Origin of the sequence: Archangium gephyra (assembly GCF_049060025.1) — a bacterium.
Taxonomy (GTDB): Bacteria; Myxococcota; Myxococcia; order Myxococcales; family Myxococcaceae; genus Archangium; species Archangium gephyra_A.
Map to the genome: position 1 here is coordinate 10,547,592 of NZ_JBMEQQ010000002.1, position 25,937 is coordinate 10,573,528.

The window sequence follows — 25,937 nt, forward strand, 5'->3', positions numbered from 1 at the left end:
TCTCCAATTCACTTGGGACGGACGCCCGAACGCTTCGTGTATTCGGACGCTTCCCATCGCTTCCTCAGACGGAGGGTCATCTCCCGGCGCACCTGCTCCCACTTCCGGGCATCCGTCTCCACTTCATAGCCCGAGCGGGTGAGCCGCCGCGCGGCCTCCCGGGCGAAGGTCTGCTCACCAAGCGATTCCAGCAGCCGCAGGTACTCGTAGTCCTCGAGCCCATCGCGGATGTGCTTGAGGCGCAAGGACACCACGGGCTGGTGGCGGGAGAAGCCCGGCCGCGCCGGAGTGCCCGGGTAGAAGAGGGTGCCGTCGCCGTTGCCGCCGAACTCGAAGATGTCCTTCCAGGGATCCTTCGTGTTGTAGGCGAAGACGGTGTCGAAATAGAGCTCGCCATCCACCCCGGCGACGAAGGCCAGCGGGCCCATGGCCCGGTTGAGCGGGGTGGGGTGGTCCACCATGTAGGAGGCCCAGCCGCTGTAGACCTTCTCGGCGGCGGCGTCCTCGGTGGGGCCGCCGTTGCAGCCGTGCGAGTTGCAGCTCTGGTACCACCACACCTTCACGTGGGGATCCAACTTGCCGCGCAGCTTCTGCAAGGGGACGACGTTGCGGCACGTCTGGGGCCCGGGACGCGGGAAGAAGCAGTTGAGGGTGGGGGCGAGGATGTCCGCCGAGCCACGCAGCGCGTCATCCAGCGGCGCGGTGACGAGCACCGGCACGTCCTGTTTGGCCGCGCGCACGCGCAGGGCCTGGGAGCGCACTAGGGCCACGTCCTCGGGCTTGGGCTCGTCCTTGGCGTAGAAGAAGAGGCGGGCCTTCCAACCCTTCTGGCGGAAGTGCTCGGCGAAGGCGCGGTAGTACGCGGACTTCTCCGCGTCGGTGCGGGCCGCCTTGCTGTCGCGCACGTCCACGGTGGTGAAGCGGGCCCCCGAGCTCAGCGCCGAGCCCTCCAGGAAGGGGCCCAGCTCCGCGTCGTACGCGCTGAAGTCCACCACCGCCTTGCCGCCCTCGAAGCGCACCGGCGGCGGGCTCATGCTCATGCCGTGGGCGCTGACGCGGTGGGCCAGCAGCGCGCCCACGTAGTCGCGCAGCAGCTCGCGGGCCTCCGGGGACTCGGGCTGGAGCCCGTGCGCCTTGGCGATGCTGTAGAGCGAGATGCCGAAGCTGTTGGGCAGCGAGGAGGTGGCGGGCAGGACGAAGGGCTGCACCTCCGCGGTGAAGGGCACGGGCGCCAGCGCCTTGCCTCCCGCTTCCACGTGCAGCGCGCCCTGGTACGTGCCCGGCGCCTGGGCCTCCGGCGCGCACAGCTCCACGTAGAGCACGTGGGGGGCACCCTCCGGCCCCGGCGAGGACTCCACCGGCACGAGCGGATCCGGCCACAACCCCGTGCCGCCCTGGGAGTTGGAGGGCGTCTTCACGTCCAGGAAAGCCTCGCGCCACACCGAGGCCTCCAGCGTCTTGCCCTCGGGCCCGCGCAGCGCCAGCGGCTTCACCCGCACGCGCGTGCTGCCCGGGGGGAGCACCACCTGGGCGGCCTCGCACTCACCGCGCGCGAGGCTCAACCGGGCTTCCTTCTCACCCTTCAGCTCGACTCCGGGCCGCACCTTCTCCAGCGCGGAGACCACCCGGGGCTCGGGTGCCGCGGCCAGCAGCTCCGCGAGCAACCACCCCATCGCCCAACCCGCCCCCATCTCGCCCCCCTCCGCGGCCTCGGGCCGCTCTAGGTTCCGTTCCGGGCCGTCGCCGTGGCCTGCGCGATGACCTTGCCCTGCTGGTACTCCATCAACTCCGCGACGAGCGAGCCCAGGGCGAAGCTCGCCTCGATGCGCACCGGCAGGCGGCGCGCGTCCGCGGTGAACCAGGCCAGCATGTCCCGCTTGGAGGCCAGCTTGCCGGAGAAGTCCGTGTACACGCGCATCCGGTACACGTCCTGCTTGCCCAGCTTCGTGTCCAGCGTCTCGCGGGCCTCCACCTTCGCCCTCATCATGAAGCTCTTCGAGCCGGTGAAGACGGGGTAGGCGTACTCCTGGCCCACCTCCAGCACGCGGTTGCGCAGCGCGAAGGTGGCCCCGGCCACGTCGAGGGTGCCCTCGGCCAGCTCATGGGTGTACTCGCGGGGCTGCTCGCCCTCCTTCTGCTTCACCACGTGGGCGGACTTGCCATCCTCGCCCAGCTTCACGCGCACGCGGCGGCGCTTGTTGTTCTGGTCCTCGTGCATGTCCGAGCCCAGCACCCGCTGCGAGCCGAAGTCCCAATAGGAGACGTACTTGTCCTTCACCGGCCACACGCCCGCGATGGCATCCGACTTCGCCAGCGACACGATGGGCCACACTTCCTTGCCCCACTGCTTCATGGGGGCGCCCACCGTCACCTGCGCCGTGCCCGCCGTCACTCCGAGGTACTGGATGCGGTAGCGCGACTGCTCACCGGGGCCAAAGGCGGACGACGTCCCACCCTGGGCGAGGGCAGCCCCTGACAGCAGGAGGCTCAACAGCATCCCGGTGAACATTCCCTTGGACTGCATGCGCATCAATGGCTCCTGGCAAGGTAGGCAGCCGCATCCTGGGGTGCCAACCGCACCGCCAGCCCGCGATTCCCCGGTTGCATCCTGATGGACGGATGGCCGTGGGCGCCATTCAACAGCAGAATTCCCCCTGTCGTGCGCGCCCGGATGGGAAGCGTCCGGAACCCGGCTGGTGGGCATGCGGCCAGGGGCGGGTGGGTGTCCCGCGGAGGCGCGGTGGAGTGGGGGAGCCCTTCCCCCCGCGAGGCTGCTAGCCTGGGTGGCGCCCGGCCGGCGTGGAGCCCGTGCCCGGCCCAGGAGGGACGCGATGCCGCTGGACTACTACGACGACGACGACGAGAAGGACTCGGGCTCGAAAAACGGCCGGAAGGACTTCGACTGCCCCGAGTGCAACGCCAACAATCCGCTCGAGGAGGCGCTCGCGGATGGCCAGGAGCTGCTCTGCAACTACTGCGGCTGCGAGTTCTCGGTGAAGGCCCAGGACAACGGCCGCTTCAAGTTCAAGGAGATTTGAGCCCCGGGCGGGGGCCCCGCGCTCAGGTGCGCTCGCCGAAGATGGCGGTGCCCACGCGCACCAGGGTGGCCCCTTCCTCGATGGCCAGCTCGAAGTCGTGGGTGGTGCCCATGGACAGGCCCGTCAGTGCGTGCTGGCGGGCCAGCTCCCGCAGGGTGCGGAAGTAGCCGCGCGCCACCTGCTCGTCCTCGGTGGGCGGGGGCAGCGACATGAGGCCCTCCACCCGCAGCCCCGGCAGTGCGCGCACGGCCTCCAGGAAGGGCCCGAGCGCCTCGGGGGCCAGCCCGCTCTTGCTGGCCTCGCCGCCCACGTTCACCTCCACGTAGCAGGGAATGGGCGCGTCCTGCCGGCGGCGCGACAGCTCCTGCGCCACCTCCAACCGGTCCAGCGCGTGGAAGGAGAGAGCGGCCCTGGCCACGTACTTCACCTTGTTCGTCTGCAGGGGCCCGATGGCGTGCCAGCGCAGGCCCTCCAGGTCCACCAGCTCCGCGGCCTTGTCCCGCAGCTCCTGCGCGTAGTTCTCCCCGAAGTCCCGCTGGCCCGCCGCGTACGCCTCGCGGATGAGGGCCGCCGGCTTCAGCTTGGAGACGGCCACCAGGGTGACGGAGCCGGGCTCCCGGCCCGCACGGGCACACGCCGCGGCCACCCGGGACCGGATGTCCGCCAACCGCTCGGCGATACCGCTCATGGCTTGCTCCAGGGAAGGGGGACGCCGGCCCGGGCGAGCAGCTCCAGCGTCTCGCCCAGGGGCAGACCGATGACGTTGGTGGGGCTGCCCTCGATGCCCGCCACGAGGAAGCCGCCCTTGCCCTGGATGGCGTAACCGCCCGCCTTGTCCAGGGACTCGCCGGTGCTGGCGTACCAGGCGATCTCCCCCGCGCTCAGGGGGCGGAAGGTGACGCGGGTGCGGACCACCATGGAGAGCTCGCCAGGGAGCTCGCCAGGGTGCTCGGCCCCAGGGCCGGCGAGGGCCACGCCCGTCTGGACCTCGTGTGTCCTACCCGACAGTCGGCCCATCATTTCCCGGACCTCGGCCTCGTCGCGGGGCTTGCCGAGCAGCTCCTCGCCGAGGACGACGGTGGTGTCGGCGGCCAACACCCAGGCCCCGGGAGTGCGGTCGGCCACCGTTCTGGCCTTTTCCCGGGCCAGCCTCAGCACGTAGGCTGTAGCGGCCTCGCCCTGGTGGGGGGTTTCGTCGATGTCCGCCGCGGACACGTCGAAAGCCAGTCCGAGCTGGCCGAGCAACTCGCGCCGCCGCGGCGAAGCGGACGCGAGAACGAGCCGGGTTTGACCCACTGAGGTGTGCATGTTACGGCTCGCCTCTAGCAGAACTGCGCCCTGGAGTGGACCCTGGATGAATCCCGCGGACCTGCTCGCGGCCATGACGCGCACGGTGGAGCAGTTGGCCGCCTACAACGACATCGCGAAGGCTCTGACCTCGACGCTTGAGTTGCGCGAGGTGCTGAACCTGATGATGGAGAAGGTGCGCAGCCTGCTCCGGCCCCGCAACTGGTCGCTGCTGCTGCAGGACGAGCGCACGGGCAAGCTCTACTTCGAGATCGCCGTGGGGGAGGGCGCCGAGGTGCTCAAGGGGCTGCAACTGACCCCGGGCGAGGGCATCGCCGGGGCGGTCTTCTCCACGGGCACGGCCCGGCTGGTGGAGGACGTGACGCGCGACCCGCTGTTCGCCTCCCGCTTCGATGAGGTCTCGGCCTTCCGCACCCGCTCCATCGTGGCGGTGCCGCTGATTGCCCGGGGCAGGGTGCTGGGCGTCATCGAGCTGGTGAACGGGGCCACGGACCGGCCCTTCACACAGGATGACCTGATGGCGCTGACGGCCATCTCGGACTTCGCGGCCATCGCCATCGAGAACGCGCGCAACTTCCGGCGGGTGCAGGAGCTCACGATTACCGACGAGCACACGGGCGTCTACAACGCCCGGCACCTGCGGGCGCAGTTGGAGCACGAGGTGCGGCGCTCGCAGCGCTTCCACCACCCGGTGTCGCTCATCTTCCTGGACCTGGACCGCTTCAAGGCCATCAACGACGCGCATGGCCACCTGGTGGGCAGCGCGGTGCTCAAGGAGGTGGGCGAGCTGCTCGTCTCCTGCTGCCGGCAGCTCGACTACGTCTTCAGGTACGGCGGGGACGAGTTCGCCCTGCTGCTGGTGGAGACGGGCACGGACGGGGCGATGACGAGCGCCACGCGCATCCGCGACACCTTCCGCAACCGGCGCTTCCAGGAGGAGGCGGGGTTGGACCTGCAGGTGACGGCGAGCCTGGGGGTGGCCACCTACCCGGAGCACGCGCTGTCGTCGGTGGACCTGGTGCGGGCGGCGGACTTCGCCATGTACGCGGCCAAGGCGCGGGGCCGGGATGACGTGTGCCTCGCCGTGCCGCACGCGGACCTGCCGGGCGGCGCGGCCATGATGCCCCGCAAGAGTAGGCCGGTGCCGGACGATTGCAGGCCCGGACGGGAACGTGCTCAGTGCTGGTGCTGCGCGTGCCCACCTGGCCCCGAGGCGGACCCAGCCTTGGGGCGTGCCCCGGCGCCGTCCACACGCACGACGAATGGCACCGTCGCCACCGCGCCATGGCGCTGCACCTGCGCCCAGAGCTTGTAGAGGCCCGGGCGCGGAAACACCGCATGCGCCGACACTCGCGAGGCGCTGCTGCGGGTGTCGAGCGCATGCACATGGACGAAGTCCTGCCCGTCGGCGCTCAGCACCATGAAGTGCGCCATCGCGCCCAGGTAGGGCTCCAAGTCCACCACCGGCTTGCCCGTCGCCGCATCGGTGACGTCGAAGTGCAGCATGGCGGCCTCGCCCGCGCGAATCTCCGCGTCGCTGTGCAGCGTCACCTCGAGTCCATCCGCGCGCTGCGTCCTGGGCGACTCCGTCAGCGCCGCGGCCACCGGGCGCGCGGTGCCCTCGACGTGCACGTTGTGCCGGTCCACCACCTGGCCACGTCCCGGCTGCTGGTAGTCGACGAAGAGGGTGTACTCCCCTGCCGCCGCGAAGGTGTGCTGGACACGGAAGGAGTCGCCGGCCAGGGAGGGATGCACGTGCGCGAAGTGGCGCAGGTCCTTGGAGACGACGAACAGGTGCATGGGCTTTTCGTGCGACGGCGTGAGCCGCGACACGGCTCGCCCCTCGCCATCCCGGACGGTGAGGGTGAGCATCACCGGCTGGCCGGCCTGGGCCGGTGCCGGGTGCATCTGCAAGTGGGTACGGTACATGTCTGTGCCCTCCTGGGCGTGGTGCGCGTGCGAGCTCGCGGTGACGTCGGCGCGCGCGGCAGTCGTGCCGGCAAGGACGCCGACGGGGGCGCAGACGGCGCCCACCAGCGTGAGGTGAATGAGCGCCTGGCTGAGGCGGGGCTTGATGCGGTTCATGGGAGATCCTCGTGTATGGGACATCCGTGAGGACGCAGCAGGGGAGGGCGGCATTACAGCGGCCCGCATTTCCTCAGGTCACCCTGGATGCTGGGCAGGTGGAGCGCCGCTACCTGCCGCAGCTGCAGTCCCGACAGCCCTCTTGTGCGCACTTGCCGCACGTGGCTTCTACCTTCTGGCGGAGCGCTGTGCGGGCCCGATGCACGCGCACCGCGGCATTATTGGCCGTGATGCCCACCTCCTCCGCGAAGCCCTTGACCGAGGTGCCCTCCACCTCGATGCCTTGCAGCGCTGCGGCATACTCCGGCTTCAGCGAAGCCACGAGGCGGCCCACGCACTCGCACACCGCATGCTGCACCTCGGGCGTGGCCGCGTCGCCGCCCTCCAGCTCGCGCGCAAGCGACTCCAGTGCCCGCGCGGAGCTGCCCTGCCGACGGTAGTAGTCCACCACCGCGTTACGCAGCGCCTGGTAGAACCACGCCACGGCGGCCTCTTCACTTCGCAGGGTGCTGAGGCGCTCGATACTGCGCGCGAGCACCTCCTGGAGAAGGTCCTCCGCGACGTCGCGACGGCCGACGCGACGCTCCAAAAAGGAGAGGAAGGCCGCCTGGTTGCTCAGCAACATGCCCACGCGACCATCGGCCGCGGGGCTGCCGGGAGCCGGGTGCGAGGGCTTTTGCTTTTCAAAGGCGCTCATATGGAGGAGATGTAGAGCCGGTTGTCGTGTTTCGGCGAGGAGCCGCCATCCAGGAGGGCGCCCGCTTCGACGGCGGGCGGTGCGCCGCAATCATCCGGCGAGGAGGGGCCTGCTCCTACGCCCAGGCTCCGCTGTCCTTCACCACCACGGCGAAGAGGTCGGCCAGCGCGGCGAGTTCGTTGCGCTGCAGCTCGGCGGCCGGTACCACGCCACCCAGCGTGTCGGGCAGGTCGCGCGTCGCGGTCGCCGCGGCCACCACCGTGTTGCGGTAGCCGAGGTCGAGGGCCGCGCGGACCGTGGCCGAGATGCACATGTGCGTCATGAAGCCGGCGACGATGAAGCCCGTCCGGCCGGTCGCCGCGATGCGCGCGTGCAGGTCCGTGCCGGCGAAGGAGTTCGGCAGCGCCTTGGCCACCACCGCCTCGCCGTCCCTGGGGGTCAGCGCGGGAACGATGGCGCTCCCCGGCCCCCGCGGGTCGAAGATGGGGCTGCCAGCAGGGCCGTGGTGCACGATGTGGAAGACGGGCGTGCCGTGGCGGCGGGCCAGCTCGAGCAGGCGCGCGGTCTCGGCCACTGCGGCGTCGACGCCGGGCAGCGGCAGGTTTCCGGAGGGCAGGTACTCCGCCTGGGCGTCGACGATGACGAGCGCCGCGCGGTCGAACGGGGAGGGGTGGACCGGGGCGCCGGCGAGGGAGAGCAGGGTGCGGGGAGTGTTCATGGAGGTCTCCGTTGGGGTTGCTGACAGACCCCTTGGTAACCCGCGCATTTCTGCGCATCCATCCGCTATCCTCGAGCAATGGCTGTGCAAAAACGGTCAGGCCCGCTGGACTGGGACGACCTGCGCGTCTTCGTGGCCCTGGCGCGCGCGGGCAGCCTGTCGGCGGCGGCCCGGGAGCTGAGGGTCAGCCACGCCACGGTGGGCCGCCGCATCGCCGCCCTGGAAGAGTCGCTCGGCCGCACCCTGTTCGACCGTCGCGCCGACGGCTACGTGCTCACCGCCGAAGGGGCGGGGGTGCTGGAGCTGGCCGCGGACATGGAGGAGCGCGCGCAGGGCATCCTGCGCCGCGCCGGCCAGGAGGCCGGGCTCACGGGCACGGTGCGGCTGACGGCTCCAGAGCCATTCGCCGAGCGCTTCCTCATCCCGCGCCTTGCCGCGCTCCACCGGCGTCACCCCGGCATCTCCCTGGAGGTGGTGAGCGACCCCCGCTCGCTCAGCCTCGCCAAGCGCGAGGCGGACCTGGCCGTCCGGATTGCGCGCCCGCGGGAGGGGGAGCTGGTCACCCGCCGCCTCGCTCGCCTTGCCTATGGCGTCTACGCGGCGCCGGACGGGGACACGTCCGCGTGGATCGGCCTGGACGACTCACTCGCCCACCTCCCCGAGGCGCAATGGCTGGCCCGGCACGCGGCCGGCGCGCGTCTCGTGCTGCGCGCCAACACGCTCACAGGGCAGCTCGCGGCAGCCCGGGCCGGTTTCGGCAAGGCGCTCCTGCCGCGCTGGTTCGCCGACGAGGAGGGCGGCCTCATCGCCCTGCCGCCACCCGCCCCGCCTCCGCTGCGTGAGGCGTGGCTGGTCGTGCACCCCGACCTGAAGGATGTCCCGCGCGTGCGCGCCGTCATCGACGCCGTGGTGGCGGCGTTCGAGGAGGAGCAGGAGCGGCTCGGCCCCGGCCGCCCATGACGGCTCCCTCAGGACGAGAGGCCGGGCCTCTCGGGACGGCTACCCGCCGGTGACCTGGTCGAGCGCCGCGGTGTTGGTCTCCACCTTGCCGCTCTTGCGCAGCGACTTCACGAAGGAGTCGGCCACCTCGTACTGCTTGGCCTGCACGGCCTGCTTGCGCAGCTCGTCCTTCTTCTGGGCGAAGTGGGTGTCATCCGCGAGCTGGCGCTCGGTGACCTGGGCGATGATGAAGCCCTCGCCCACGGGGAACGCCTTGTCGAGCACCTGCGGACCCTTGCTGGCGAACACCGCCGTGAGCAGGTCCGGCGCCGGGCCCAGGTGGGGCACGTTGATGCTGGCGGCGTTGAAGGTGTCCGTCTGCACCGCCTCCGGACGCGTCTCCGTCTCGAAGCGCAGCAGCGCCGGCTGCTCCTTCTCCGGCGGGTACAGCTCGGTGATGCTCTTGCCGCCCTTCACCGTGGCCAGCGCCTTCTCGGCCTCGGCGCGCGCCATCTCCTTGGCCTTGTCCTGCTTGTAGAGCGTGGTGGCGATCTCGTCCTGCACCTGCTCCAGCGTCTTGTCCTGCGCCGGCCTCTTCTCCTCCACCTTCACCAGGTGCACGCCGAACTTCGTCTCGATGGGCTGCGTCACCTGGCCCGGCTCGAGCGCGAAGGCCGCGTTGGCCAGCGCCGGATCCCAGTTGCCGCGCTCCACCCAGCCCAGGTCTCCGCCGCCCGGCTTCGTGGCCGCGTCCTCGCTGCTGGCCCGCGCCACCTCGGCGAAGTCCTTGCCGCCCGCGATCTCCTTGGCCAGCGCCTGGGCGCGCTCCATCGCCTTGGCCTTCGCCTCCGGCGCCGCGTCCGGGGCCACCTTCACCAGGATCTGCCGCGCGCGGATGCGCTCGGGCTGCTGGTACACGAAGCGGTTGGCCTCGTAGTACTCCTTGATCTCCTTCTCATGGGCCTGCCGGAAGGCGGCCAAGTCCGCGGCGCTCGGGGCCGGCACCTTGGCGGCGTACATGCTCGGCAGGAAGCGGGCGAACACGATGCGCGCCGTGTTCCCCTCCTTCTCGAAGCGGGTGCGGACCTCGTCGTCCGACACCACCGCGCCGCTCTGCACCACACCGAGCATCTTCTGCGCGGTGAGCTGGCGGCGGATGTCCTCCTCGAAGTCCGCCGGCGTCTGCCGGTAGTAGTCCCGGAGGATCTGCTGGTAGGTGGCCAGGTCGAACTGGCCGTCCTTCTGGAAGTCAGGCCGGTTCTGGAGAATCTTCACGATCTCCTCATCCGAGGCCTTCAGCCCGTGCCGCTCGGCCGCCTGGGCCAGCAGCTCCGTGTTGACCATCCGCTCCAGCACCGACTGGGGGAGGCCGAACTGGCGGGCGATCGCCTCGGAGACCGGCTGGCCCTGCGAGCGCAGGTACTGGAGCTGATTCACGTACTCCCGGCGGAACTCCATCAGCGGAATTTCCTTGCCGTTGACCACCGCGGCGGCCGAGGGAGCGGCCCCCGCCGGAACGGCGCCGAACCCCGAGCTGCCAGGTCCGAACTGGAGGGTGAACACCACCGCGATCGCGATGATGAAGAGGTAGACGAAGACCTTCCGCGGCTCGAGAGCGTCCTTCATGATGCCTTTTGCCTTACGGCGCGCCGGGTGTTTCCCTCCCGTGGAAGGATTCTCGGCGCGCGTGTGTTGGGTGCCCGGTCGGATGGTGGACGATGGATCGCCACCCTCCGTGAAGACCTTGACTGCGTAGAGCAACACCCCGGAAAATGCAAGCGATTCAGAGTAGTTAGCGAGCCCCCCTGTCGTAGCTGCCGCTCCCTCTCTCCTACACGGACCTTCACGAAGTGCTGTCGCTTCTCAAGCGCTACCGAACGCTGCTTATCGTGGGTGTGCTGCTGCTCTACCCGTTCGGGGCTTTCCTGACGACGGGCCGGCGCGGGCGGGACCCCAATTTCGTGGACCGGGCGGTCATTGGCTTGTCCGCCCCCCTGCAACGCGGACTGATTGGCCTCATCGATGGGGTCAAGGCCGTGGTGTACGGCTACATCGACCTGCGCGAGGTGCGGCAGGCCAACGAGGAGCTGCGCGCGGAGAACCTGCAGTTGCGGGCGACCGTGCAGGCCCTCGGTGAAACGCGGGCGGAGAACGAGCGGCTGCGAGGCCTGCTCGGCTATGCCGAGGCGGCACCGGGGCCGGAGATTCCGGCACGGGTCATCGGGGTGAATCCGGTGGCCAAGCTGCTGTCGGTCCGCATCAACCGGGGTGAGTCGGACGGGGTGTTCCGCGGCATGTCCGTGGTGACGCCGGACGGCATCATCGGCCAGGTGGTGCGCACCACGGGTGGGTGGGCGGATGTGGCCCTGGTGACGGACCTCCAGAGCCGGGTGGGCGTGCGGGTGCAGCGCTCGCGGGCGCGGGGCACGGCGGCCGGGGCGGGCAAGGGTCCGCTGCGGCTGGAGAACATGCTGCGCACCGAGGACGTCCAGGAGGGCGACCTGATCATCACCTCCGGCACGGACGGGGTGTACCCGCCGGGGCTGGTGGTGGGGAAGGTGACGCGCCTGGAGAAGACGGAGCACGGCATGTTCCTGGGTGGCGATGTGGTGCCCGCGGTGGACACCACGCGGCTGGAGGAAGTGCTCGTGATGGGCAGCCCGTTCGGGGCCCTGGTTCAGGGGCCGGCGGGTGGTTCCGGAGGTGAGCGTTAGATGAAGTTCCTGGTCACCCTCGGGCTGGCGTTGCTGCTGCTCACCCTGGAGTCGGTGGTGGTGCAGCAGCTGGGCCTCGCCATCAGCCGTATCGACGTGACGGTGGTGCTCGTGGCCTTCCTGGCCGTGCGCGCCACGACGCTGGAGGGGTCCATCTCCTCCTTCTCGGTGGGCTATCTGCTCGATTTGATGAGCGGCCAGCCCACGGGCCTCTTCACCTTCCTGGCCGTGCTCACCTTCCTGGTGGGCAAGCTGGTGGTGAGCCTGGTGGAAGTGCGCGGCCGCGCGGCCTTCGTCCTCTTCGCCATGGGCGCGGACGTGGGCCATGGGCTGCTCACCAGCTTCTTCACGTGGATGACCACCAAGGAAGGTGGCTCGGTGTCGGCGCTGCTGCCGGGTCTGCCGCTGCAGGTGGCGCTCACGGGCGTGGCCGCGGTGTTCCTGTATCCCTTGCTGCGGCGCTTCGAGGCGTCGCAGGATCGTACCTCTTCCGCGGGGTTGCTGCGTTGACGCCTCAGACGCTGTCCGAGACGACTCCTGGGCGCGATCTCAAGCGCCGCTTCGTGTGGGTGGGGCTGGCGATGGTCGCCGGCATGGTGGCGCTCGCCGTCCAGCTCTACCGTCTGCAGATCACCCAGGGCGAGGAGTACGCCGCCAAGAGCGTGGCGAACTTCGTGAAGGAGGTGCGCCTGCGCGCGGACCGCGGTCTCATCAAGGACCGGCGCGGCACCATCCTGGTGGACAGCCGTCCGTCCTTCGACGCCTTCGTCACCCCGGCCTTCTGCACCAACTGCGCGGACCAGGTGCTGCCGCACCTGGGCGAGCTGCTCGGCTGGGACGACTCCACGCGCAAGAAGGTGGAGGATCAGGTGAAGGCGGCGCGCCGCACGGCGCCCTTCCATCCGTTGCCGGTGCGCATCGATCTCACGCGCGACGAGTACGACCGCATCAACGCCCGGCGCGACATCCTGGACGGTGTGGACGTGGTGCCCGTGCCGCACCGCAACTACCGCACCTCGAGCGTGCTGTCGCACGTGCTCGGGTACATGAACGAGATCACCACCGAGGAGCTGGAGCGCCTCAGGGCGGAAGGCGCCCGCTACGCGCTGGGGGACTACATCGGCCGGCGTGGCCTGGAGCGCTACTTCGAGTCGACGCTGCGCGGGACGGACGGCGTGCGCAAGGAAGTCGTCAACGCGCGCGGCCGGGTGCTCGAGGAGTTCAGCGACAAGCTGGGCGCGGACGCGGTGGTGCCGTCGAGGCCGGGCAACAACCTGGTGCTCTCCATCGACATGCGCCTGCAGGAAGAGGCCGAGCGCGCCTTCCCGGGCGCGGCCGGTTCGGTGGTGGCGGTGGACGTGAGGACGGGCCTCATCCGCGCGGTGGTGTCGCGCCCGGGGTTCGATCCCAACCTGCTCACCGGCCGCATCACCCCGTCGCAGATGGCCTCGCTGGCGAAGGATCCGCTCCAGCCGATGATCAACCGCATCTCCGCGGACCACTTCAGCCCGGGCTCCACCTTCAAGGTGGTTACCGCGCTGGCGGCCTACAAGTCGGGCCTCTTCCGGCCGGAGACGGTGGTGACGTGCCCGGGTGGTTACCGGCTGGGCTCGCGCGTGTGGCGCTGCCACAAGGACAGCGGCCATGGGCCGGTGAATGGCAGGACGGCGCTGCAGTACTCGTGTGACACCTGGTACTACAAGGTGGCGGACACGCTCGGGTTGGATCCGATCGCCGAGATGGGCAAGGCGCTGGGCCTGGGGTCGCCCACGGGCATCGGCGTGCTCGCCGAGGTGCCGGGCATCATGCCCAGCACCGAGTACCACAACAAGGCCTCCCCGGGTGGCTACACCAAGGGCATGGCGCTCAACAGCGCCATCGGCCAGGGCGACGACAACGTGACGCCGCTGCAGATGGCCATGGTGTACGCGGCCATCGCCAATGGCGGCACGCTGTACAAGCCGCAGCTCGTCGAGCGCATCGAGGGCCTGGATGGCGAGTTCCTCCAGCAGTTCGACCCGCAGGTGGTGAACACGGTGGAGATTCCGGAGGCGCACCGCAAGGCGGTGCTGGAGGGGCTGGTCGCCACGGCGATGGTGCCGGGTGGTACCGCCTACAGGGCGATGGTGCAGTCGGGGCTGAAGGACGTCACGGTGGCGGGGAAGACGGGCACCGCGCAGGTGGCCTCGCTGGGCGCGGTGCGCCTCAAGACGCACCAGATGGACTTCTTCCAGCGCGACCACGCGTGGTTCGCCGGGTTCGCGCCCGCGGACAATCCGGAGATCGCCGTGGTCGTCATCAACGAGCACGGTGGCCACGGTGGCGCGGACGCCGCGCCCACCGCGATGGCGGTCATCAAGAAGTACTTCGACCTGAAGAAGGAGGACGCGGCCCAACCGCCGCCGCGTCAGAACACGCCCTACGTCTCGACGCTGCCGGACGCGCCGAGCGTGCAGGACGTGCTCACCCGGGTGGCCGCTGGAGGTGATGATGCAGTTGCGGATTGAGCGCCGCATGGTGCCCCACATTCCGTGGGGGCTCCTGCTGAGCGTGCTCGCGGTGTCGGGGCTGGGCATCTACAACCTGGCCTCGGCCTCGCGCGCGCAGTCCAATCCGGTGTGGACGAGCCAGGCCCTCTACCTGGGCGTCAGCCTCGCCATTGGCATGGTGGTGTGCCTGGTGGACTACCGCGTCCTGCACCGGATGGCGCTGCCCATCTACATCACCAACATCCTGGCGCTCATCGCGCTGCGCTTCATCGGCCACAAGGCCAAGGGCGCCGAGAGCTGGTTCGTCCTGGGCCCCATCCGTGTCCAGCCCGCCGAGTTCATGAAGATCGGCGTGCTGCTGATGCTGGCCAAGGTGTACCACGACGACTTCAAGCCCGGAGACGGCTCCTACGGCCTCAAGCGCCTGGTGAAGCCGGTGCTGATCGTCATGGTGCCCTTCACGCTGGTGCTGGTGCAGCCGGACCTGGGCACCGCGCTGATGATCTTCCTGTCCTCGCTGACGGTCATCCTGTTCGGCAAGGTGCGCTGGTACCTGGTGGCGGTGATGGTGGCGGGCATCCTCGCCGGAGCCATCGTCATCTGGAACGACTACGTGCGGGAGCTGCCCGAGCCGCGCACCACCATCGTCCGGCACCACCTCAAGCCCCACCAGAGCAAGCGCATCTCCGGGTGGTTGGATCCGGAGTCGGATCTGCGCGGCAGCGGCTACCACGCCGCCCAGTCGAAGATCGCCGTGGGCTCCGGAGGCATGTCCGGCAAGGGATGGAAGGAGGGGACGCAGACGGGTCTGTCCTTCCTCCCCGAGCAGCACACGGACTTCATCTTCTCCGTGTGGGCCGAGGAGCAGGGCTTCATCCTGTGCGTGCTCCTGCTGGTGCTCTACGGGTTGATATTCACCTTCGGATTGGGGGTGGGCTTCAATGCCCGGGACAGATTCGGGGCCTTCACCGCGGTGGGGGTGGTGGCCATGCTCTTCTGGCAGGTGTTCGAGAACATCGGCATGGTCATCGGCCTGCTGCCGGTGACGGGCATCACCCTGCCGCTGCTCAGCTACGGCGGCTCCTCGCTGGTGAGCGTGATGCTCAGCATCGGGCTGCTGGTGAACATCAGCATGCGCCGCCACATGTTCTGAGCCGCCGTCCTCCGGCCGTGGCCTACAGCGCGCGGCCGGTGAGGATGGTGGTGACGACGGTGAAGTAGATGACCACGCCGGTGACGTCCACCAGCGTGGCCACGAAGGGCGCCGAGGCGGTGGCCGGATCCAGCCCCAGGCGCCGCAGCAGGAAGGGCAGCATCGAGCCGCACAGCGTGCCGAACATCACCACGCCCACCACGCTCAGGCCCACCGCCAGCCCCACCCACGCGTAGTGGGGGCCGTAGACGTCCGCGGCCCGCGGCCACATCAGGATGCGCAGGATGCCCAGCAGTCCCAGGAAGAGGCCCAGCGCGACGCCGCTGGCCGCTTCGCGCACCGCCACCTTCCACCAGTCCTTGAGCTCCACGTCGCGCACCGCCAGCGCGCGGATGATGAGCGAGGTGGCCTGGGAGCCCGAGTTGCCTCCCGAGGAGATGATGAGCGGCACGAAGGCGCTGAGGAACACCGCCTGGGTGATGGCGTCCTGGTAGTGGGCCATGGCCGTGGCGGTGAACATCTGCCCCACGAAGAGCACCGTCAGCCAGCCCACGCGCTTGCGCAGCATGCCGGTGATGCCGATGTCCATGTAGGGCGCCTCGAGGGCCTCCATACCGCCGATGCGCTGGATGTCCTCGGTGGCCTCCTCCTCGGCCGCGTCGAGCACGTCGTCCACGGTGATGATGCCCACCAGCACGCCCTGCGAGTCCGTCACCGGCAGCGCCACCCGGTCGTACTTCTCGAACATGCTGATGAACTCCTCGCGGTCCGCCGTGGCCGGGATGCTCACCAGTTGCCTGTCGTGGATGTCCGTCACCTTCGTGTTCGGATCCGACAGCACCAGCGACGCCAGCCGCACGTCGTCCAGCAGCCGGCCCTTCTCGTCCACGATGTAGAGCACGTGGATCGTCTCGCGGCCCTGGCCGTGGGAGCGCACGTACGCGAGGGCCTCGCCCGCCGTCAGGTTGCCCGGGATGGTGAGGTACTCCGGCGTCATGTACCGGCCGGCGCTCTTCTCCGGGTAGCCCAGCAGGTTGCGGGCGACCTTCAGCTCCTCCGGCGACAACGAGGTGAGCAGCCGCTTCGTCACCTCGGCCGGCAGCTCCTCCAACAGGCGCGTACGGTCATCCGGCGCCATCTCGTCCAGCAGGTTCTTGAGCTGCTCCCGGCCCAGCGTCACGACGATTTCCGACTGCTGGTGCGGCGGCAGGTACTCGAAGACGAGCGCCGCCGTGTCTCGCGGCAGCAGCCGGAAGATGATGCCGCTCTCGTCCGCCGGCAGATCCTCGATGACCTCGGCCATGTCCGCCGGGTCCATGTCCGAGAAGGCATCGCGCAGCGCGCTCCAGTCCTTGGCGGCGATGAGCGCGTCGAACTCGGGCTTCAGGAGGTTTCCCAGCATCACAATCTCCGCGCGCGGACGAGGGCGCGCATGGTGTATGAAACCCGCCGGTTGGGGTATGGAAATCTGAGTCCGTTCCCCCGGAGGAGAAGATGGACAGGAAGGACCCTCGGAAGAAGGCTCCCGGCCAGGCAGAAGACACCGAGCGGACGGAGACGGCTCCGCGTGCCGAGCCGGCCCGCCGGCCGATTCCCACGGTGACGCCCTCCAGGCCCGCGCCCGGGCTGCCCGGGCGTGCCCCGGTTCCGGCGGCCCCGGCCGCTCCCCGGAGCTTCTTCTCCCCCATCATCGAGGTGGGGTCCGAGGAGGAATCCGAGCACCGGCACTTCCCGCGCGCGCGGCTCGCCACCAGCTTCGAGCTGTGGATCGACGAGGAGGGGGAGCGGCGCTTCACCGCCACCCTGCGCTCGTCCAACGTGAGCGTGGGCGGGGCCTTCCTGGAGAGCTCCTTCTTCCTCCCCATGGACACCGAGCTGCGGGTGCGCTTCTCGCTGGAGCCCGGGGCGGCGCCGGTGGAGGCGCGGGCCCGCATCGTGCGCGAGCAGCGTCCACGCCGTGAGGACGACCCCACCGGCTTCGGCATCCGCTTCGAGGAATTCTACGGACAAACGGAGGTGTCGCTGGCGCGCCTCTTCCTGGACACGCGGCTGCGCACCTTCGCCGAGGAGTACCTGCGCTCCAACCGCGCCCGCGGCCTGCCCAACGAGCTGGAGCGGGTGGTGGACGCCCTGGCCGCGTGGGAAGCTCCTCAAGGCCAACAACCCCACGGATAGCTGGCGCGGCGAGTGAGCCGCCCGCGCGGAGTCCCCCAGGGGCACTCCGCGCGGGTCGGGGCGGGGCCTACATCACCTTCTGGATCGCCGCCTCGATCTTCGCCTTGGGCAGGGCGCCGACGATCGTCCCGGCCACCGCACCATTCTTGAAGATGAGAAGGGTGGGGATGGAACGGATGCCGTACTGCTCGGCGACCTGCTGGTTGTTGTCGATGTCGATCTTCGCGACCTTCACCTTGCCCTTGTACTGGGTGGCCAGCTCCTCGATAGCCGGAGCGATGGCCCGGCACGGGGCGCACCACGTGGCCCAGAAATCCACCAGCACCGGCTGGTCGGACTTGAGCACTTCCTTGTCGAAATCCGCATCCCCGATGTTCATCACGTCAGCGCCTGCCATGGTGTCTCCTTCGGCGTGCAGCCAAGCAGAGGGGCGCGTGCTCTAGTACGTGCCCGATGAGCCTGCAAGGACCGGCTTCCTGGTCCTTTGCTTGCTTAGATGCGGACGGGGCGAGAGTGTCGCAAGCCGTTCTCACTCTTCTGTAGATGACGCTTCGGCCGGGAGCCGAGAGGTGTAAGCTGGAGTGGTGATGAAGCTCTTCCTTCCCCAGGCCCAGCTCGAAGAGTGGGCACTGGAAGACAAAGCGGACGTGAAGGACGGTGTGCTGGTGGTGGCCGGAGAGGAAGGTGTGTACCCGGTGACACCCGCGGTGCACATCGTGCAGCTCGTCACCGGAGAGGACGCGAACGATCTGGTCGCCAGGGTGAAGACCGAGGCCCAGCTCCAATCCCTGGGGGCCGAGCAGATGGCCGACTCGGTCCTGCTCGGTGACACGGCATACGAGGTCGTCCCCGGTTATGTGGCCGAGGTCCCCCTCTCTCCCTCGGATGCCGGGTCGGCTGACGGCAAGCCGGGTTCCGAGGCGGATCTCCTCGCCGCCTTTCTTCTGAACAAAATGGGCTGACGCACTCGGTCCTGTAGGTTGTCTCCGCCATGAACCACGCGCTGGTCTCCCTCGCCTGCCACGCCTATGTCGTCGCGGCGTTGGTCTACCTCGTCTACCTCGTCCGGCAACTGGACGCGCTCGCCACCGCCGGCCGCGTGCTGGTGGGCACGGGACTGGGCCTGCACGGGGTGGCCCTCTTCGGCCTCTTCGGGGCCCAGGGAGGCCGTCCGGTGGGATTGGCCCAGGGGTTCTCCACCTTCGCCTTCCTGCTGCTGGCCATCTTCCTGGTGGTGGATGTGCGCTACCGCCGGCCGGTGATCGGCGCCTTCATCACCCCGCTGGCGGTGGCGGTGCTGCTGCCGGGCCTGCTGCTGGACCGGGGACAGGTGCTGAGCCCGGACGTGCAGCGGCCCCTGTTGCCGGTGCACATCACCATCGCCCTGCTGGGCGTGGCGGCCTCGGCGCTGGCCGCGGGTGTGGCGGGCATGTACCTGCTGATGGAGCGGCAGGTGAAGGGCAAGCGCTTCGGCCTGCTCTTCGCGCGCCTGCCCTCGCTGGAGTTCCTGGACACGCTCAACCGCCAACTGGTGGTGCTGGGCTTCATCGCCCTGTCGGTGACGCTCGTCACCGGGGCCTTCTTTTCCAACGCGGCGCCGGGCTTCTTCTGGACGTGGACGTCCAAGCAGATCGCCACCCTGGTGGCCTGGGCTGTTTTCGCCGCGCTCGTGGGCGCCCGCTCCTTTGGCGGGTGGCGCGGCCGGCGTGTCGCGCTGTTGACCATGACGGGGTTTGGTTTGCTGCTGGTGTCCTTCCTGTCGTCGTATGACTTCCTCCAGGCGAGCGGGGGGGGGCGCTAGCCATGGAGTTCCTGTGCATCGGTCTATCGCACCGGACGGCGCCGCTCGGAGTGCGTGAGCGGCTCGCGCTGCCGGAGACCCGGCAGGTGGAGCTGCTGCAGCGGCTGGCCCAGTCGCCCAACGAGGCGTTCCTCGTGTCCACCTGCAACCGGGTGGAGCTGTACCTGGCCGCGCCGGACATGAACCGGGTGCGGGAGAGCGCCCGCAACGAGCTGCAGGCGCTGGGCGGCCCGGAGACGCTGGAGCACCTGTACGAGCACCGCGGCGAGGACGCGCTGGTGCACCTCTTCCGGGTGGCGGCGAGCCTGGACTCCATGGTGCTGGGCGAGGCGCAGATTCTCGGCCAGGTGAAGGACGCCTTCGAGAAGGGGCAGGGCGTGGGCGCGGTGCGCGGCGAGCTGACGCGGGTGTGCGCCGCGGCGTTCGGCTGCGCCAAGCGGGTGCGGACGGAGACGGCCATCGGCCGGGCCGCCACCTCCATGGCCAGCGCGGCCGTGTCGCTGGCGAGTAAGGTGTTCGACGGGCTGCGGGACAAGACGGTGCTGCTGGTGGGCGCGGGCGAGATGGCGGAGCTGGCCGCGCGTCACCTGAAGCAGGCGGGCGCCACGAAGCTGCTGGTGGCCAACCGCACGCTGGCGCGCGCCGAGGCGCTCGCGGCCGAGGTGGGTGCCACCGCGCGTCCCTACGAGGAGCTGTTCACGCTGCTCACCGCGGCGGACGTGGTGGTGTGCAGCACGGCCTCGCCGGTGCCCATCTTCACCAAGGAGAACGTGAGCGCGGTGGGCAAGGCGCGCAAGCACCGGACGCTCTTCATGGTGGACCTGGCGGTGCCGCGCGACATCGCCCCCGAGGTGGGGGAGCTGGACTGGGTGCACGCCTACGACGTGGACGACATCCAGAAGTTCGTGGCGGACAACGCCGCCGCCCGCGCCGAGGAGGCGCAGAAGGCGGGCGTGCTGGTGGCCCAGGAAGTAGCCCGCTTCGTGCGGGACCGGGCCGTGCGCAACGGCGTGCCCGTGCTCGCCCAGCTGCGCCAGCGCGGCGAGGCCATTGCCCGCGCCGAGGTGGAGCGCACGCTGTCCACCATCGGTGACGGCCTCACGGACAAGCAGCGCAAGAGTGTCGAGGCGATGGCGCGTGCCATCGTCAACAAGCTGCTCCACGAGCCCACGGCCCGGCTGCGCGCGGTGGGTCCCGAGCACGAGGGCAACCGGCTCGCCGGTGCCGCCGCCGAGGCCTTCGGGCTCGAGGAAGCACCTGGGTCCACGGGGACGGCCGGTCCCAATGTCGTGGCCAACGGAGGCAAGGGATGAAGGCCGTACGCATCGCCACGCGGCAGAGCCCGCTGGCGCTCTGGCAGGCCCGGCACGTGGCCTCGTTGCTCACCCAGCTGCACCCCGGACTGGAGTGCTCCCTGGTGGAGATGTCCACCGCGGGGGACCGGTTCCTCTCCGCGCCCCTGTCCACCGTGGGCGGCAAGGGACTGTTCGTGAAGGAGATCGAGCAGTCGCTGCTCGATGGCCGCGCGGACCTGGCCGTGCACAGCCTCAAGGACATGACGTCCGTGCTGCCCGCGGGCCTGCTGCTGGCGGCCGTTCCCAAGCGCGAGGATCCGCGCGACGCCCTCTGCAGCCCGGCGGGGCTCTCGCTGGAGATGCTGCCCAAGGGGGCGCGCGTGGGCACGTCCTCGCTGCGCCGCAGTTGCATCCTGCGCGCCCGGCGGCCGGACCTGGAGATCATCAGCCTGCGCGGCAACGTGCAGACGCGTCTGGCGCGCACGCGTGAGCTGGGGCTGCACGGCGCGGTGCTCGCCTACGCGGGCCTCAAGCGCCTGGGGCTGGAGACGGAGATCACCGAGGTGCTGCCCACCAGCCTCAGCCTGCCGGCGGTGGGGCAGGGGGTGCTCGCCATCCAGTGCCGCACCGAGGACGCCGGGGTGCGTGGGCTGCTGGCGGCGCTGGAGGACGACACCACGCGCGTGGCGGTGACGGCCGAGCGCGCCTTCATGGCCCGCCTGGAGGGCGGGTGCACCGTGCCGCTGGCCGGACACGCCACCGTGGAGGGCGGCACCGTCCACATGCGTGGGCTGGTGGGACGGCCGGACGGCACGAAGGTGGTGGAGGGCGAGCGCAGCGGCCCGGTGGAGACGGCGCTCGCGGTGGGCGAGGCGCTCGCCGAGGAGCTGCTCTCGCGCGGCGCGGCGGAGATCCTCCGGGATTTCGGCCGCGCCTCGCCCGTGCCGGAGTCCTGACGGGGCTTTGAGGTCCGCACCCGCCTTCGGCCATCAATGCTCGATGCGATCCGCGGGCGCGGCCTCTCGCCGGGCCAGTAACAGGAAGGGCAGGGACACGGCCTGGATGACGGCGCCGACGACGTAGGCCGAGGCGTAGCCGCCGACATCGGCCACACGTCCCAGGGCGGGTTGCACCACCACCCCTCCGGCGGAGGCCATCAGGTTGTCGAAGGACAGAACGGTCGCGCGTTGTCCGGAGGGGATGACGCCGTTCAGATACGCCTGCCTCATGGGCCTGCTGGCCGCTTCGGCCAGCTCCGCGACGACCAGCGCCGAGATCGCCACCCAGAAGCTCGTCGTCCAGCCGATGAGGGCCAGACCGCCGACGCCGATGACCGTGGCGATGAGCAGCGCGTGCGTGCGCCGGCTGAACAACCCGCGCACATGAGGGGCAATCAACCCCGCGACGATCTCGCACCCGGCGACGATGGCCGCCGCCAGACCGGCGATCCAGAACGCGCGCTCGTCGCCGTAGAGCTGAAGCAGATAGGGCTGCAGGGCGTAGAAGGCGAACATTCCCACCCCCATGGTGAAGGGGGCCGACAACATCAGCCATCGTGCCGGGGGGTTGCGCAAGCCGTGGTCGAGCGACCCGCGCACCACCGTCCTCACCCTGTCCAACGCGCCCTTGCCGCGCTCGGGGATGAAGCCGAGATCCTTCATCGAGAAGAAGGCCACGGCCAGCGTGACACCGAGCAGGAGCGACCGGAGGAGGTAGGGCACTCCCAGGTCGGTCCATTGGGCGACGACGCCCCCCGCGACCGAGCCGGCCAACATGGCCGCACCCGCCACGATCTGGCCCCGGGCGAGCACCGGCTCGAGCGTGTCCTTGACCCCGCAGAAGGTGAGCGCATCGACCAGCCAGGCCTCGGTGGCACCCGAGAAGAACGTGAAGCCGAGGCCCAGGAGGATGGAAGCAAGGGCCCAGCCCCACATCGGCGCATGGACCTGCCACATGGCGAGGTAGAGCAGCGTCGACACCAGCAAGGTGGCGGTGCCGAGCAGATACGAGGTGCGTCTGCCCCAGGTGTCCGCCACCACCCCGGTGGGGAAGCTCGAAGAGCACCTGTCCCAAGGTGAAGAACGCATTGGCGGCGAAGGCCTCGGCGTTGCTGAGCCCCGCATCGAGAAGGAACAAGGTGTTGATGCCCCAGATGAAGGAGGCCGCCAGCGTCGACAGCAGGGTCAGCAGCAGATAGGTGCGCTGGACGTGTCTCGTCTGACTCAACACAATCCCTCCAGGACCCTACATTGACACGGGTAGTTGAATGATTGTGACCTCGAGCGCATGACCCAACACGACTCTGAGTACCAGTCCTGCATCCAGAATTCCGAGCGTGTCTCCTGGCGGCTCGACGACCTGCTGCCCAAGGACACCGTCATCGACTTCAGCCGGCGCATTCTCTCGGACTCGCTCACGGGCACTGAAGGCATCAACTGCTTGAGCGCGGAGGAGAAGCTGATGCTCAATCAGATCCGCTCCAACAGCTACGCCCACCTGTTCTTGTTCCTCGAGGAGTACGCCGTGGCCCTGGCCGCGCAGCGCGCCGGCCTCGAGCTCCACAAGAACCCGACCCACATGCGCGCGCTCCTGCGCTTCACCGAGGAGGAGATCAAGCACCAGCAGCTCTTCGCTCGGTACACCGCCGCGTTCGCTCGCGGGTTCAAGGTCGTCCCAGGCCTCCTCGACAACCAGGTCCAGGTGGCCAAGGCCATCATGGCGAAGTCGAACCTCGGCGTGCTGATCTTCAACCTCCACATGGAGTTGATGACGCAGCAGCACTACGTGGAGACCATCCGCGACAACGAGCGCGAGTCGCTCGACCCGCTGTTCTGCAACCTGCTCAAGCACCACTGGCTCGAGGAGGCGCAGCACACCCGTCTGGACTTCCTGGAGGCCCAGAAGATCCTCGCCGTGGAGCCCGGGGGCGTGGATGCGGCCATGACCGAGTACGCCGAGCTGCTCCAGGCGCTCCGGGGCACCTTGAACGCGCAGCTCACGTTGGATCTGCAGACCCTGGAGAAGGCCTCGGGGCGGACGTTCACGGAGGCCGAGCGCGATGAGCTCTTCAAGGCTCAGGAGCGCTCGTACGTCTGGTCCTTCATCGGCATGGGGATGAAGGCCCCGCTCTTCCTCTCCCGGCTGCGCGCTCTCTCCCCCGTGGCCGAGCAGCGCGTCCTCGAGCTTCGCCCCCCAGTACTACTGCAACTGAGACAGGCCCATGGACCTGGTCAACGGCAAGCGGATCGTTTGACCGCGAGTGCGCCACTGAGGAGCGCTGCCCGCACTGGCGGCGCCCCGTACCAGAGGAACAGAAGCCCCGGATAAGCCCCGGTCATGCTCGGGCCCGGCTGCTTGACGCAACTTCGTTACATGGGTAGTGCCGATGCATTCCCATGCCGAAGGGGCGAGACGTGCCAACAGGAGCGATAGCGAAGGAGCAGACGGCGGCCGCTCCAGTGGATGGCCAGTTGCCAGGAAGGCGCGCGGCCGGGGGACGGATCGCCACCATCGACGCCCTGCGCGGCTTCGTCATGCTGCTCATGCTCGTCGATCACGCGCGTGAGTTCTTCTACATGCACGCGCAGGTCAGCGACCCTGTCGACGTGGCCACCACGCCGCCGGGCCTCTTCTTCACCCGGCTCTCCGCCCACCTGTGCGCGCCCGTGTTCGTCGCGCTGACCGGGCTTTCGGCATGGCTCCATGGCCAGCGCCGGGGCGGAAAGCGCGCCACCTCCGAGTTCCTGCTCAAGCGCGGCCTGTTCCTCGTCCTGTTGGAACTGACGCTGGTCAACTTCGCCTGGACGTTCGCGCTCGTCCCGCCCACGTATTTCCTCCAGGTAATCTGGGCCATCGGCCTGTCGATGATCGCCCTGGCCGGGCTCCTATGGCTGCCGGGGCCGGCGGTGCTGGGGGTGGGTCTGGCCATCGTGTCCGGACACAACCTGCTCGATTCCGTCTCGTTCGAGGCCGGGACGCCCGGCGCCACCCTCTGGGCCATCCTCCACAAGCGCGGCTTCATCGAGCTGCCCTGGGGCGCCCGCGCGCGCACGTCCTATCCGCTCCTGCCCTGGATCGGGGTGATCGCGCTCGGCTATGGAATCGGCCCCTGGTTCGCCGCTCACGTGAGCCCGGAGGCCCGCCGCATCCGGCTGTATGCCGTGGGGCTCGCGGCGCTGGCGCTGTTCCTCCTGGTGCGGCTGGCCAATGGGTATGGCGAGCCCGTCCCCTGGACGAGCGGCTCGACGCCACTCCTCACCCTGATCTCCTTCCTGAACCTGACCAAGTACCCGCCGTCGCTGGACTTCCTGCTGCTGACGCTCGGGGCGGGGGCGCTGCTGCTCGCCGCGCTGGACCATGTGCCGTCCAAGCTCCTGACGCTCCTCTCCACCTTCGGCGCGGCCCCCCTGTTCTTCTATCTGGTCCACCTCTATCTGCTGCACGCACTCAACGGCGTGGCGCTCGCCCTCGCCGGTCCCAACCAGGGGGCACTCTTCAGCGTCCCGGACGTTCCCTGGCTCTGGGCCCTGGCCGCGCTCGTTTCGCTTCCGCTGTGGTTCGCCTGCCGCTGGTTCATGCGGCTCAAGGCGCGGACCCGCAGCCCCTGGATGAGCTACCTGTGAGCCGTTGACCTCCCAGGTCGCGCCCGGGGGCATGACCCGTCTCCGGAATCGGACTCGAAGAGGACGCTATGACACCGGCTCAAATGGCCTAGAGTGCGCGACCGTGGAAAGGCGACTCGAAGGCATCCGTATCCTGGTGACGCGACCCCGTGAACGCTCGGAGGAGCTGTGCTTCCTCCTGGAGGACGAGGGCGCGGAAGTGCTGCATGTGCCGCTGCTGGAGCTGCTGCCTCCGGAGGACCCCCGCCCGCTGGTGGCGGCCGCGGAGGCCATCCAGCGCTACAAGTGGGTGGTGTTCGCGAGCCCCTCGGGGGTGGAGGCGCTGATGGAGGCGCTGCGCGAGGCGGGCACGGTGGACATGCTGTCGCGGGTGCGCATCGCCGTGGTGGGGCCGCGCACCGCGCGCACCGTGGAGGGCTACGGACTGACCGTGGCCGTCGAGTCCCCCGAGGGGACGGGCGCCGCGCTCTACGAGGTGATGCGCCCCGGGCTGGATCCGGAGGACGAGGTGCTGCTGCCGGCCGCGGAGGAGGGACGCCGCGAAATCGAGGACGCGCTGCGCGAGCATGGCGCGCGGGTGACGCGGGTGACGGCGTACCGCTCCCGGCCCGCGCCGCTGCCGCCCGACTCCCAGGCGCTGCTCGAGAGCGCCCCGCCGGATGTGGCCCTGTTCGCCTCGCCGCGCACCGCCGAGGCCTTCCTGGAGGCCGTGGGGCGTGAGCGGCTCGGCTCGGCCCGGCTGGTGGCCATCGGTCCCACCACGGCGGCGGCCCTGACGCACCTGGGGCTGCCGGTGGCCTCGGTAGCCGAGCGGCCCACCCCGGAGGCCTTTGTCGAGGCCACTGTCCGGGCGATTCGCGGGTAGACTGTCGCCTCCAGAGGGGACGGCTTCCGCCCTGGAGC

Annotated in this window: 26 protein-coding genes; 16 read left to right on the forward strand and 10 right to left on the reverse strand. The window is 69.7% G+C overall.

Features of this window, described 5'->3' with window-relative positions:
* Nucleotides 1-8: 8 nt before the first annotated feature.
* Both ACN28I_RS46105 and ACN28I_RS46110 read right to left on the reverse strand, forming a co-directional pair.
* Complete coding sequence (locus tag ACN28I_RS46105) at nt 9-1,691, reverse strand: DUF4091 domain-containing protein (RefSeq protein WP_420948213.1); 1,683 nt, start codon at nt 1,689-1,691, stop codon at nt 9-11.
* Between the two features lie 29 nt (nt 1,692-1,720).
* Nucleotides 1,721-2,530: a DUF3108 domain-containing protein gene (locus ACN28I_RS46110; protein ID WP_420948214.1), complete on the reverse strand. Its 810-nt coding sequence runs from the start codon at nt 2,528-2,530 to the stop codon at nt 1,721-1,723.
* 301 nt (nt 2,531-2,831) lie between these two features.
* Between ACN28I_RS46110 and ACN28I_RS46115 the strand changes: the two genes are divergently transcribed.
* A complete protein-coding gene (locus tag ACN28I_RS46115; protein WP_420948215.1) occupies nt 2,832-3,038 on the forward strand; it encodes a hypothetical protein in 207 nt (68 codons plus the stop codon).
* 22 nt (nt 3,039-3,060) lie between these two features.
* On the opposite strand, the gene ACN28I_RS46120 is transcribed toward ACN28I_RS46115, so the two are convergent.
* Together ACN28I_RS46120 and ACN28I_RS46125 are read right to left on the reverse strand one after the other, a co-directional pair.
* Nucleotides 3,061-3,726 (reverse strand): YggS family pyridoxal phosphate-dependent enzyme, encoded by a 666-nt coding sequence (locus ACN28I_RS46120; protein ID WP_420948216.1) that lies wholly within the window; start codon nt 3,724-3,726, stop codon nt 3,061-3,063.
* Entirely contained in the window at nt 3,723-4,346 is a 624-nt protein-coding gene (locus tag ACN28I_RS46125) for a Maf family protein (RefSeq protein WP_420948217.1), read from the reverse strand. The genes ACN28I_RS46120 and ACN28I_RS46125 overlap by 4 nt, the downstream gene beginning before the upstream one ends.
* 46 nt (nt 4,347-4,392) lie before the next feature.
* Between ACN28I_RS46125 and ACN28I_RS46130 the strand changes: the two genes are divergently transcribed.
* A complete protein-coding gene (locus ACN28I_RS46130; protein ID WP_420948218.1) occupies nt 4,393-5,661 on the forward strand; it encodes a diguanylate cyclase in 1,269 nt (422 codons plus the stop codon).
* An 879-nt stretch (nt 5,662-6,540) separates the two neighbouring features.
* On the opposite strand, the gene ACN28I_RS46135 is transcribed toward ACN28I_RS46130, so the two are convergent.
* Together ACN28I_RS46135 and ACN28I_RS46140 are read right to left on the reverse strand one after the other, a co-directional pair.
* Nucleotides 6,541-7,056 (reverse strand): sigma-70 family RNA polymerase sigma factor, encoded by a 516-nt coding sequence (locus ACN28I_RS46135; protein ID WP_420948219.1) that lies wholly within the window; start codon nt 7,054-7,056, stop codon nt 6,541-6,543.
* 187 nt (nt 7,057-7,243) lie between these two features.
* Nucleotides 7,244-7,846, reverse strand: a complete 603-nt coding sequence (locus tag ACN28I_RS46140) for a cysteine hydrolase family protein (RefSeq protein ID WP_420948220.1) — start codon at nt 7,844-7,846, stop codon at nt 7,244-7,246.
* A gap of 84 nt (nt 7,847-7,930) precedes the next feature.
* On the opposite strand from ACN28I_RS46140, the gene ACN28I_RS46145 reads away from it, so the two are divergent.
* The gene (locus ACN28I_RS46145; protein ID WP_420948221.1) at nt 7,931-8,806 is read left to right on the forward strand and encodes a LysR family transcriptional regulator; all 876 of its coding nucleotides are present in this window, start codon (nt 7,931-7,933) and stop codon (nt 8,804-8,806) included.
* A gap of 39 nt (nt 8,807-8,845) precedes the next feature.
* On the opposite strand, the gene ACN28I_RS46150 is transcribed toward ACN28I_RS46145, so the two are convergent.
* Complete coding sequence (locus ACN28I_RS46150; RefSeq protein WP_420948222.1) at nt 8,846-10,411, reverse strand: peptidylprolyl isomerase; 1,566 nt, start codon at nt 10,409-10,411, stop codon at nt 8,846-8,848.
* Nucleotides 10,412-10,635: 224 nt separating this feature from the next.
* Between ACN28I_RS46150 and mreC the strand changes: the two genes are divergently transcribed.
* From mreC to rodA, 4 genes are read left to right on the forward strand one after another with little or no spacing between them, the layout of a single operon-like run.
* The gene (mreC, locus tag ACN28I_RS46155; protein WP_420948223.1) at nt 10,636-11,499 is read left to right on the forward strand and encodes a rod shape-determining protein MreC; all 864 of its coding nucleotides are present in this window, start codon (nt 10,636-10,638) and stop codon (nt 11,497-11,499) included.
* Nucleotides 11,500-12,009, forward strand: a complete 510-nt coding sequence (locus ACN28I_RS46160) for a hypothetical protein (RefSeq protein WP_420948224.1) — start codon at nt 11,500-11,502, stop codon at nt 12,007-12,009.
* Nucleotides 12,006-14,006, forward strand: a complete 2,001-nt coding sequence (gene mrdA, locus ACN28I_RS46165; RefSeq protein ID WP_420948225.1) for a penicillin-binding protein 2 — start codon at nt 12,006-12,008, stop codon at nt 14,004-14,006. The genes ACN28I_RS46160 and mrdA overlap by 4 nt, the downstream gene beginning before the upstream one ends.
* Nucleotides 13,990-15,141, forward strand: coding sequence for a rod shape-determining protein RodA (rodA, locus tag ACN28I_RS46170; RefSeq protein WP_420948852.1), 1,152 nt, complete (start codon nt 13,990-13,992; stop codon nt 15,139-15,141). The genes mrdA and rodA overlap by 17 nt, the downstream gene beginning before the upstream one ends.
* A 22-nt stretch (nt 15,142-15,163) precedes the next feature.
* Here rodA and mgtE read toward each other — a convergent pair whose 3' ends face one another.
* Entirely contained in the window at nt 15,164-16,543 is a 1,380-nt protein-coding gene (mgtE, locus tag ACN28I_RS46175) for a magnesium transporter (protein ID WP_420948226.1), read from the reverse strand.
* A 92-nt stretch (nt 16,544-16,635) separates the two neighbouring features.
* On the opposite strand from mgtE, the gene ACN28I_RS46180 reads away from it, so the two are divergent.
* Nucleotides 16,636-17,316, forward strand: a complete 681-nt coding sequence (locus tag ACN28I_RS46180; protein WP_420948227.1) for a PilZ domain-containing protein — start codon at nt 16,636-16,638, stop codon at nt 17,314-17,316.
* A gap of 67 nt (nt 17,317-17,383) precedes the next feature.
* Here ACN28I_RS46180 and trxA read toward each other — a convergent pair whose 3' ends face one another.
* Nucleotides 17,384-17,713: a thioredoxin gene (gene trxA, locus ACN28I_RS46185; protein WP_420948228.1), complete on the reverse strand. Its 330-nt coding sequence runs from the start codon at nt 17,711-17,713 to the stop codon at nt 17,384-17,386.
* Nucleotides 17,714-17,903: 190 nt separating this feature from the next.
* Here trxA and ACN28I_RS46190 point away from each other — a divergent pair, with 190 nt between their 5' ends.
* Genes ACN28I_RS46190 through hemC form a run of 4 tightly spaced genes read left to right on the forward strand, consistent with a single transcriptional unit; the run spans nt 17,904 to nt 21,368 of the window.
* Entirely contained in the window at nt 17,904-18,278 is a 375-nt protein-coding gene (locus ACN28I_RS46190) for a hypothetical protein (RefSeq protein ID WP_420948229.1), read from the forward strand.
* Nucleotides 18,279-18,307: 29 nt separating this feature from the next.
* Nucleotides 18,308-19,117, forward strand: coding sequence for a cytochrome C assembly family protein (locus ACN28I_RS46195; RefSeq protein ID WP_420948230.1), 810 nt, complete (start codon nt 18,308-18,310; stop codon nt 19,115-19,117).
* 2 nt (nt 19,118-19,119) lie between these two features.
* Complete coding sequence (gene hemA / locus ACN28I_RS46200; RefSeq protein ID WP_420948231.1) at nt 19,120-20,430, forward strand: glutamyl-tRNA reductase; 1,311 nt, start codon at nt 19,120-19,122, stop codon at nt 20,428-20,430.
* Nucleotides 20,427-21,368 carry a hydroxymethylbilane synthase gene (gene hemC / locus ACN28I_RS46205; RefSeq protein ID WP_420948232.1) on the forward strand — a complete coding sequence of 314 codons (942 nt, stop codon included), beginning with the start codon at nt 20,427-20,429 and terminating at the stop codon, nt 21,366-21,368. Before hemA ends, hemC begins: the two co-directional genes overlap by 4 nt.
* Before the next feature lie 33 nt (nt 21,369-21,401).
* Here hemC and ACN28I_RS46210 read toward each other — a convergent pair whose 3' ends face one another.
* Nucleotides 21,402-22,451, reverse strand: coding sequence for an MFS transporter (locus ACN28I_RS46210; protein ID WP_420948233.1), 1,050 nt, complete (start codon nt 22,449-22,451; stop codon nt 21,402-21,404).
* 35 nt (nt 22,452-22,486) lie between these two features.
* Here ACN28I_RS46210 and ACN28I_RS46215 point away from each other — a divergent pair, with 35 nt between their 5' ends.
* The 4 genes from ACN28I_RS46215 to ACN28I_RS46230 all read left to right on the forward strand — a co-directional run bounded on the left by ACN28I_RS46215 (nt 22,487) and on the right by ACN28I_RS46230 (nt 25,899).
* Nucleotides 22,487-22,609, forward strand: coding sequence for a hypothetical protein (locus ACN28I_RS46215; RefSeq protein WP_420948234.1), 123 nt, complete (start codon nt 22,487-22,489; stop codon nt 22,607-22,609).
* Between the two features lie 89 nt (nt 22,610-22,698).
* Complete coding sequence (locus tag ACN28I_RS46220) at nt 22,699-23,739, forward strand: diiron oxygenase (RefSeq protein ID WP_420948235.1); 1,041 nt, start codon at nt 22,699-22,701, stop codon at nt 23,737-23,739.
* 68 nt (nt 23,740-23,807) lie between these two features.
* Nucleotides 23,808-25,034, forward strand: coding sequence for a DUF1624 domain-containing protein (locus ACN28I_RS46225; protein WP_420948236.1), 1,227 nt, complete (start codon nt 23,808-23,810; stop codon nt 25,032-25,034).
* 133 nt (nt 25,035-25,167) lie between these two features.
* The gene (locus ACN28I_RS46230) at nt 25,168-25,899 is read left to right on the forward strand and encodes a uroporphyrinogen-III synthase (RefSeq protein WP_420948853.1); all 732 of its coding nucleotides are present in this window, start codon (nt 25,168-25,170) and stop codon (nt 25,897-25,899) included.
* The last annotated feature ends 38 nt before the right edge of the window (nt 25,900-25,937 follow it).